Here is a 7,840-nt window from a genome sequence, read left to right on the forward strand (position 1 = left end):
GATCCACTCCAAGGACGGCTCGCCGATGAAGATGGGAGCGTGGTCGCCACTCGCCTTCGACCGGGTCCGTTATGTCGGCGACGCCGTCGTCATCGTCGTCGCCGAGACCAAGGGGCAGGCGCGCGACGCCGCCGAGGCGGTCGAGATCACCTACAAGGAGCTGAAGGCCGTCGTCGATGCCTCCAAGGCGATGGACAAGGGTGCGCCGCAAATCCACCCCGAAGCGGACAACAATCTGATCTTCGACTGGGACATCGGCAATGCCGACGACACCGCGGCGGCTTTCGGGAAGGCAGCCCATGTCGTCAAGATGGACATCATCAACAACCGGCTGGTGCCCAATGCCATGGAGCCGCGCGCCGCACTTGGCCATTACGACAAGGCCGAGGATCACTATACCTGCTGGACGACCTCGCAGAACCCGCATGTGGCGCGGCTGGTGATGAGCGCCTTCTACAATGTCGCGCCGGAAAACAAGCTGCGCGTGATCGCGCCCGATGTCGGCGGCGGCTTCGGCTCGAAGATCTACATCTATCCCGAAGAGATCGTCTGCCTGTGGGCGTCGAAGAAGACCGGCGTGCCGGTCAAATGGGTGGCCGACCGGACCGAGAGTTTTCTGACCGATGCGCATGGCCGCGACCATCACACCCATGCTGAAATGGCCTTCGACAAGGACCACAGGATCCTCGGCCTGAAGGTGGAAACCCAAGCCAATCTCGGCGCCTACATGTCGCTGTTTTCATCGGCGACGCCGACCTATCTCTATGCGACTCTGCTGTCGGGCCAGTACAACATCCCGGCCATCCACGCCAATGTGAAGGCGATCTACACCAACACCGCGCCCGTCGATGCCTATCGCGGGGCAGGGCGGCCGGAAGCGACCTTCGTCATGGAGCGTATGATGGAGACGGCGGCCCGCCAGTTCGGCGTTTCGCCGGCTGAGTTGCGGCGCAAGAACTTCGTCACCTCGTTTCCGCATCAGACGCCGGTCATCATGTGCTATGACGCCGGCGACTATGCCGCTTCGCTCGATGCGGCAATGCAGGCGTCGGATTATGCCGGCTTCGCCAAGCGCAAGGCCGCCGCCGCCAACAAGGGGCTGCTGCGCGGCATCGGCATGAGCTGCTACATCGAGGCCTGCGGCATCGCGCCGTCTGCGGCCGTCGGCTCGCTCGGCGCCGGTGTCGGCCTTTGGGAATCGGCGGAAGTGCGCGTCAACGCGGTCGGCACGATCGAGGTGCTGACCGGCTCTCACAGCCACGGCCAGGGCCATGAGACGACCTTCGCGCAACTGGTCAATGAGCGCTTCGGCGTGCCGCTCGATTCGGTCTCGATCGTGCATGGCGATACCGACAAGGTGCAGATGGGCATGGGCACCTATGGCTCGCGCTCGGGTGCGGTCGGGATGTCAGCCATCGTCAAGGCGCTCGACAAGGTAGAGGCCAAGGCCAAGAAGATCGCGGCGCACCTGCTCGAGGCCGACGAAGGCGACATCATCATCGAGAACGGCGCGCTGAAGGTGGCCGGCACCGACAAGAACGTGCCGTGGTTCCAGATGGCGCTGGCCGCCTACACTGCCCACAACCTGCCGGGCGGCATGGAGCCCGGGCTCAAGGAGACGGCGTTCTACGATCCGTCGAATTTCACCTTCCCGGCGGGCTGCTATATCTGCGAGGTCGAGGTCGACCCGGAAACCGGCGTGACCGAGATCGTCCAGTTCGTCGCCGCCGACGATTTCGGCAACATCATCAATCCGATGATCGTCGAGGGCCAGGTGCATGGCGGGCTGGCGCAAGGCATTGGCCAGGCACTGCTCGAAGGCGCCCATTACGACAACAGCGGACAATTGCTGACCGCGAGCTACATGGACTACACCATGCCGCGCGCCGGCGATCTGCCGTCGTTCAAGGTCTCGACCTCGAACACGCCTTGCCCGGGCAATCCGTTGGGGATCAAGGGTTGCGGCGAGGCCGGCGCGATCGGCTCGCCGCCGGCGGTGATCAACGCTATCACCGACGCCATCGGCAGCAACGATCTTGCCATGCCGGCTTCGCCGTCCACCGTGTGGGCCGCGATCCGCGCGACGAAACATTGAACGCGAATGGCGAATAGGGGTAGCGAATAGGGAAGAGAATGTTCGCTACTTCCTGCTCGCTCTTTCACCCAGGGGAGAAAGACAAATGTACGCAGTCAACTATCATCGCGCCGCCTCGGTCGCCGATGCCGCCAAGCTGATCAAGACCGGCGACGCCAAGCTGCTTTCGGGCGGTATGACGCTGATCCCGGCGATGAAGACGCGGCTTGCCGCGCCGTCCGACCTTGTCGACCTGTCGCGGATCACGGAGCTGCAGGGCGTCACGGTGTCGGGCAAGACCGTCACCATCGGCGCTGCCACCACGCATAATGCTGTTGCCAATGACGAGAAGCTGAAGAAGGCCTGTCCGGCGCTTTCCCATCTGGCATCGCTGATCGGCGATCCGGCGGTGCGCCACAAGGGAACGATCGGCGGCTCGATCGCCAACAACGATCCGGCGGCCGATTATCCGGCGGCGCTGCTGGCGCTGGGCGCCACCATCATCACCAACAAGCGCGAGATCGCTGCCGACAAGTTCTTCAAGGGCCTGTTCGAGACCTCGTTGAAGGACGGCGAAATCGTCACCGCCGTCACCTTCACCGCGCCGGCCAAGGCGGCCTATGAAAAATTCCGCAATCCGGCATCGCGCTACGCCATCGTCGGCGTGTTCGTGGCCAAGGGCAAGGATGGCGTCAGCGTCGCCGTCACCGGTGCCGGCGACGACGGCGTTTTTCGTTCGAAGGAGATCGAGGCAGCATTGGCCAAGAATTTTGCGGCCTCGGCACTCGAAGGGGTGAAAGTGCCGGCGAAGAATTTGATGACCGACATCCACGCCTCGGCCGACTATCGCGCCAATCTGATCACGGTGATGGCCAAGCGCGCGGTGGCTGCCGCCAACGCCTGACACGATCCGTTGTGGACACGGAGAAGGGGTCATGCGGCCCCTTTTCCTTTTGTGGCGACCTGTAGTTGCCCAAACTTTTGATGGAATCGCCCCCGCACCAATCGTTTGCCTGAGCAATTTCTTCCGCCGACACTTCACCTGGAACTGCACCGGCGGCAATCTCGCACTTGCACAAATCCATATTGCACTGCAATATGGATTTGGGCGGGAATGCGAGCCGGGTTCGAAATGTCGTGCCCTTTCGCATGCCTATTTGCGAGAGGATCGGCATGACCGACATTTCCGCGACGCATGTCGTTCCGTCCCGATCCGCCGCCGACAGATCAACCAGAACAAGACTGGCCTATCTCGACGGCTGGCGCGGGCTTTCGATCGCACTGGTGCTGATCGGCCATTTCTTTCCGGTTCCGGGAATCAATCTTGGCGTGCTGGGCGTCGAATTCTTTTTCGTGCTCAGCGGCCGGCTGATGGGCGAGATCCTGTTCATCGAACGCTACCCGCTGAAAAAATTCTTCAAACGCCGCTTCTCCCGCATCTATCCGGCTCTTCTGGTCTTCGTAGTCGTCGCGATGATTGCGCTGTCCGGCACATTCATCGCCTTCAAATGGAAGGCGGCGCTGACGGCGCTGACATTCACCTACAACTATGCCGGCATTCTCGTGACGCGGGCAGGGGCGCTCGACCATATCTGGTCGCTCTGCATCGAGGAGCACGCCTACATCATCCTGGCGCTGATCAGCGTCATCGTCTCAAGTCGCTCTCGCGTGGTTGTGCTGCTCCTGGCGCTGGCCTTGCTGGCCATGGCCAATGGCGCGGTTTCGTACTGGGTCTTCGGGATGGACTACGAAACCACCTATTGGCGCACCGACGTGCACATCGCGTCGATCCTGCTGTCGGCTTCGATCTGCCTGCTGAAGGCCGACGGCATGCTGCCGGCGTTTTTGAGAGGCAAGCATGTGGCCCTGGTGGCGACGTTCTGTGCCGTTGTCCTGTTCCTGGATCAGGTGCCGACGCCGATCCACTATCTCTTCGCGGTGCCGCTGCTGGCTCTGGCCGTCAACGCACTCGATTTCAGCCCACGGTATATTTCCGGATTGCTGTCCTCCTGGCCGATGGCGACGCTGGGTCTGTGGTCGTACTCGCTCTATCTGTGGCAGCAGCCGTTCTACAAATTCGTCTATGAGCAAGGCGTCATGCCGATGCCGATGCTAGCCGCAGTCTTCGCTTGTGCGGCCTGCAGCTACTACCTCATCGAGCGCCCGGCGCGCGAATGGCTCAACCGCAACTGGTGAGCAACAGGGCGTTCAGGCCGTCTTGCGGCGCGCCCGCCCTCTCTATGCCTGCAGCGATCTGACGTAATAGCGCACTGCTTTCTTACCGCCATGGATCACTGCGTCGCCGGCCTCAGTGAAGCCAAGGGCGGCGTGAAAGACATCCGAGGCAGGGTTCGGCGGGTCGGTGTTGACTTCGCAGGTGACCAGATTGTAGCCGGCGCGCTCAACATGGCCGAACAGATCCTGATAGAGCCGGCGGGCATGGCCTCGGCCGCGCGCGTGCGCCGCCACGACAACCCGGTCGACATAGACGAAGCGCTCGTAGCGTTCGCGAAACCAGAGGAAATTCGGGCTGTCGTAGCGGGCGTCCTGGTCGAAGGTCATGATGAAGGCTTCGAGATCGCCGATGCGCCTGGTGTAAAACGCTTCGCCAAGCAGGAAGGACAGCCGCTCAGCCTCCAGCCACGACAGTTCTGCGGCATGCTCGTTGTTGAGCGCCAGGATCGCCGCTTCGTCTGCGGCCGATACACGGGCTATCGGGGCAGGGGTCGAGGTCATGCCTTGGCTGCCGCGATCGTTGCCGCCACCAGTGATGTGTCGGTGAGCGTGTTGCGGTATTCGCGATCGAGATCGGAACCACCCATGCCGACATGGGGATTGCGGTAGTCCATGGCACTCGGCACATCCTTGAGGGCGGCAAAATGCATTTCGGACAGGCCGGTTTTGCTGCGCACTTCGGCAATGTTGTGCAAATCCAGTCCGCCGCAGCCGAGGATGACGATGCGCTCGCCGGCCTGCCGCACCAGATCCGCCAACAGCGGCAAGCCTTCGATAGCAGTGTCACGCTGGCCGCTGGTCAGCACGCGGCCGACCTTGCTGCGGATCAGCGATTCGAGCGCCTCGGCCGGGTCGCGCGTCATGTCGAAGGCGCGATGACAGGTGACGTTCAAGGGGCCGGCCGCCTGCGTCAGTTCGCTCATGCGCGCCTCGTCCATGGTGCCATCGGCGTTCAGGCAGCCAAACACCACGCCGGGCACGCCGAGTTCGCGCAATGCCGAGACATCGGCCAGCATCGAGGCATATTCGGTCTCACTGTAGAGAAAATCGCCGCCGCGTGGCCGCACCATGACGTGAAACGGCACACTTGCCTGCTCGAGGGCGGCGCGGACCGTGCCGAGGCTCGGCGTGATACCGCCTTCGATGAGGCTGGCGCATAGTTCGACCCGGTCGGCGCCGGCGGCTTGCGCCGCGAGAAGGCCGTCAATGCCTTCGACACAGATTTCGATCAGCGGAAGGCGGAGAGCTTTGGTCAAGGGGCGATCCAGTCCATGATTTCCCGCCAGCCCTAGCACCGGGCCGGTCGCAGCGAAAGCGCGAACAGCCTTCCGCCTTCGGGCACGGACTTAGCGGTTATTGGCGCAATTCCGTATTCTTCGCGCCTTGCTCGACCTGATCGATCACAAGAAGCTTCACCTCGACATCCCCGATATTGGTGGCCTGATGCCACTGGCCGATCATTTCGATGATGAAATCGCCAGCCTTGTAGGTGTTGCTGATGCCGGTCTCGACATTGGTGACCTTCAGCGTGCCGGCCTGGACATAGGCGTAGCGCGGAAAGGGGTGCCTGTGGACCGGCAAGGTCGCGCCCGACGCGATGTCGTAGGTCGAGACCAGCACCTGCACGCTCTTCTGCGGCAACGTGATCGGTTGGCCGGACGCGGTCGTCGTGCGCGACGCAAGAGGTGTCACGACGACAGGCGTGCCGCTGCTGTCCAGCGCGCGGGCCGGGTTCGCGGAAAAGGCCACCGCGAGCAGCAGTCCGGACATCAAAATTTTTCGCATGATTCGCTCCACCCCTGGCGTCAACATCGCGCAGTGGCCAGCAGCACGCAAGGCAGCGCCTTGGGCACCTGCCTGCCGGCCAAAAATATTTTTGACGTCCCTCTTGAAGGAAAAAAACACGATTACCAGATCGTTTTCCGTCGAGGCTTCGGCTCGACATACTGGCGTCGCAGCGGCGCTGCGACAGCCTCGTAACCCATGTTGCTTCACGGAGGATATGGCTATGAGAAGTTCTGATTATACCCCTCTTTACCGCACAACGGTCGGCTTCGACCGTCTCTTCGATATGCTCGAAAAAAGCGTGCGCTCTGACTGGCCTCCCTACAATATCGAGAAGATTGGCGAGAACGACTATCGCATTACGATGGCTATCGCCGGCTTCGCTCTCGATGAGGTCGAACTCATGCAAAACGGCCCCGAATTGTCTGTCATCGGCCAAAGGAAACCCGACCAGGAAAATCGGGAGGTCCTTCATCGCGGCTTGGCGACGGGCAACTTCAAGCAGGTGTTCAAACTTGCCGACCATGTAAAGGTCAAGGCGGCCAACCTCGAGAATGGCTTGCTGTCGGTGGACCTGATCCGCGAAGTGCCCGAGGAACTCAAGCCTCGGCGCATTGAGATAGGGTCCGAAGCCAAAGCGGTTTCGCTCGAGCAACCCGGCAAGAAGCAGTTGATCGATTCGGATGCGGAGCCCCAGCGCGAGGTCGCCTGATTCCTGGAACCTGGATCTACGGTCCGCCTCCCGGTTCGGCCGGGAGGCACAGTTCGCGGAGAATGGAGATGAGAACCGAAGCCTACAGTTTTCACCAACCTGAACCGAAATATCTTGCCGCGGAATCCGCTGAGTTGCGGACGCCGGATGATGTGCTGAACGAGGAGACGATGACGATCGGTGCAAAGCGGGCTTTGCTCGCTTTCTGGGCTTCCGACGTTCATGCGGTTCCTGACAATCCCGCGTTGCGGCAATTGGACAACGGCGCCATCGTTGAAGTCAGTGACATACTCCGCGCGCTCCACCTCCTGGACGAATCCGGGCGGGAACCGCGTTTTTCAATGTTGCCGTCAGCCGTCAGCCTGTCTTTCGACCGGCGCCGCAGGAAGAGCCGTCTCGGTTGGATGCGGCACCCCTGGCGAGATGACGACGATGATCCGCCGCCAATCCCGGCCTTTGCAACGGTGCCGCCCGGGCGTGGAGGTGGCGGCATGTTGGCCGAGCCGGAGCATGCAATCGCATGATTTCCCGAACCACAACAACCCACCGTGCCGAATGGAGGATTACATGAGTGACAGGACGTTCGACCAACCGGTCCTGGTCAAGAATGGCGAGTTCATTCAAGAAATAGGGTGCCTCGACGACGCGTTCGACTTCTTTGACGAGTGGCCAAGGGAACGGCGGGGTCCGATTTTCGAGACGGCCTTTCGAGCCTGCCAGCGTGCTCACGACGGCCAGGTTCCGCTGACGGTGGCGCGCGATGCCGTCGCCGGCTTCGCAAGATCCGTCAAGATCCTGCAGGACCCGCTTGCTCAGTTTCCTTGGATGGACGGCACAAGGTCAGGTCGCGGTGGGGTTACCGCTTAGCCTTGATAGGGGCGGCGCTACCAGGATGGCCGGGCCTGCATCGTCGTTTTCACATCGCTACAAGGTGATCTGTCCTACCAGTTCACCTTGTAGCGGGGCGGCTCGATCGTTTGTTCGAACTCCTGGTGCGGTTTTTGGCGACTGGCTAGGTCAGCCTCGCAACAGTC

9 protein-coding genes are annotated in these 7,840 nt (G+C 61.8%); 6 read left to right on the forward strand and 3 right to left on the reverse strand.

The genetic code is table 11. The features are described from left to right. The 3 genes from EN939_RS13020 to EN939_RS13030 all read left to right on the forward strand — a co-directional run. Nucleotides 1-2,095 (forward strand): xanthine dehydrogenase family protein molybdopterin-binding subunit (locus EN939_RS13020; protein ID WP_164750974.1); only part of this gene is annotated, 2,095 nt, incomplete at its 5' end. Nucleotides 2,096-2,180: 85 nt separating this feature from the next. Then, nucleotides 2,181-2,978 carry an FAD binding domain-containing protein gene (locus EN939_RS13025; RefSeq protein ID WP_127268336.1) on the forward strand — a complete coding sequence of 266 codons (798 nt, stop codon included), beginning with the start codon at nucleotides 2,181-2,183 and terminating at the stop codon, nucleotides 2,976-2,978. Between the two features lie 269 nt (nucleotides 2,979-3,247). Beyond that, nucleotides 3,248-4,270 (forward strand): acyltransferase family protein, encoded by a 1,023-nt coding sequence (locus EN939_RS13030; RefSeq protein ID WP_127268337.1) that lies wholly within the window; start codon nucleotides 3,248-3,250, stop codon nucleotides 4,268-4,270. 42 nt (nucleotides 4,271-4,312) lie between these two features. Here the strand turns inward: EN939_RS13030 and EN939_RS13035 are convergent, their stop codons facing one another. The 3 genes from EN939_RS13035 to EN939_RS13045 form a co-directional block, all read right to left on the reverse strand. Further along, a complete protein-coding gene (locus EN939_RS13035) occupies nucleotides 4,313-4,810 on the reverse strand; it encodes a GNAT family N-acetyltransferase (protein WP_127268338.1) in 498 nt (165 codons plus the stop codon). Continuing rightward, nucleotides 4,807-5,577, reverse strand: a complete 771-nt coding sequence (locus EN939_RS13040) for a copper homeostasis protein CutC (RefSeq protein WP_127268341.1) — start codon at nucleotides 5,575-5,577, stop codon at nucleotides 4,807-4,809. Before EN939_RS13040 ends, EN939_RS13035 begins: the two co-directional genes overlap by 4 nt. An 85-nt stretch (nucleotides 5,578-5,662) precedes the next feature. Continuing rightward, nucleotides 5,663-6,094, reverse strand: a complete 432-nt coding sequence (locus tag EN939_RS13045; protein ID WP_127268342.1) for a cupin domain-containing protein — start codon at nucleotides 6,092-6,094, stop codon at nucleotides 5,663-5,665. A gap of 223 nt (nucleotides 6,095-6,317) precedes the next feature. Between EN939_RS13045 and EN939_RS13050 the strand changes: the two genes are divergently transcribed. The 3 genes from EN939_RS13050 to EN939_RS13060 all read left to right on the forward strand — a co-directional run bounded on the left by EN939_RS13050 (nucleotide 6,318) and on the right by EN939_RS13060 (nucleotide 7,673). Continuing rightward, nucleotides 6,318-6,806, forward strand: coding sequence for an Hsp20 family protein (locus tag EN939_RS13050; RefSeq protein WP_127268343.1), 489 nt, complete (start codon nucleotides 6,318-6,320; stop codon nucleotides 6,804-6,806). 68 nt (nucleotides 6,807-6,874) lie between these two features. After that, nucleotides 6,875-7,330: a hypothetical protein gene (locus EN939_RS13055; protein WP_127268339.1), complete on the forward strand. Its 456-nt coding sequence runs from the start codon at nucleotides 6,875-6,877 to the stop codon at nucleotides 7,328-7,330. Between the two features lie 43 nt (nucleotides 7,331-7,373). Next, nucleotides 7,374-7,673: a DUF982 domain-containing protein gene (locus tag EN939_RS13060; RefSeq protein WP_127268340.1), complete on the forward strand. Its 300-nt coding sequence runs from the start codon at nucleotides 7,374-7,376 to the stop codon at nucleotides 7,671-7,673. Nucleotides 7,674-7,840: the final 167 nt, after the last annotated feature.

The organism is Mesorhizobium sp. M7A.F.Ca.CA.002.05.1.1, assembly GCF_003998335.1.
In the GTDB taxonomy this organism is placed as follows: Bacteria; Pseudomonadota; Alphaproteobacteria; order Rhizobiales; family Rhizobiaceae; genus Mesorhizobium.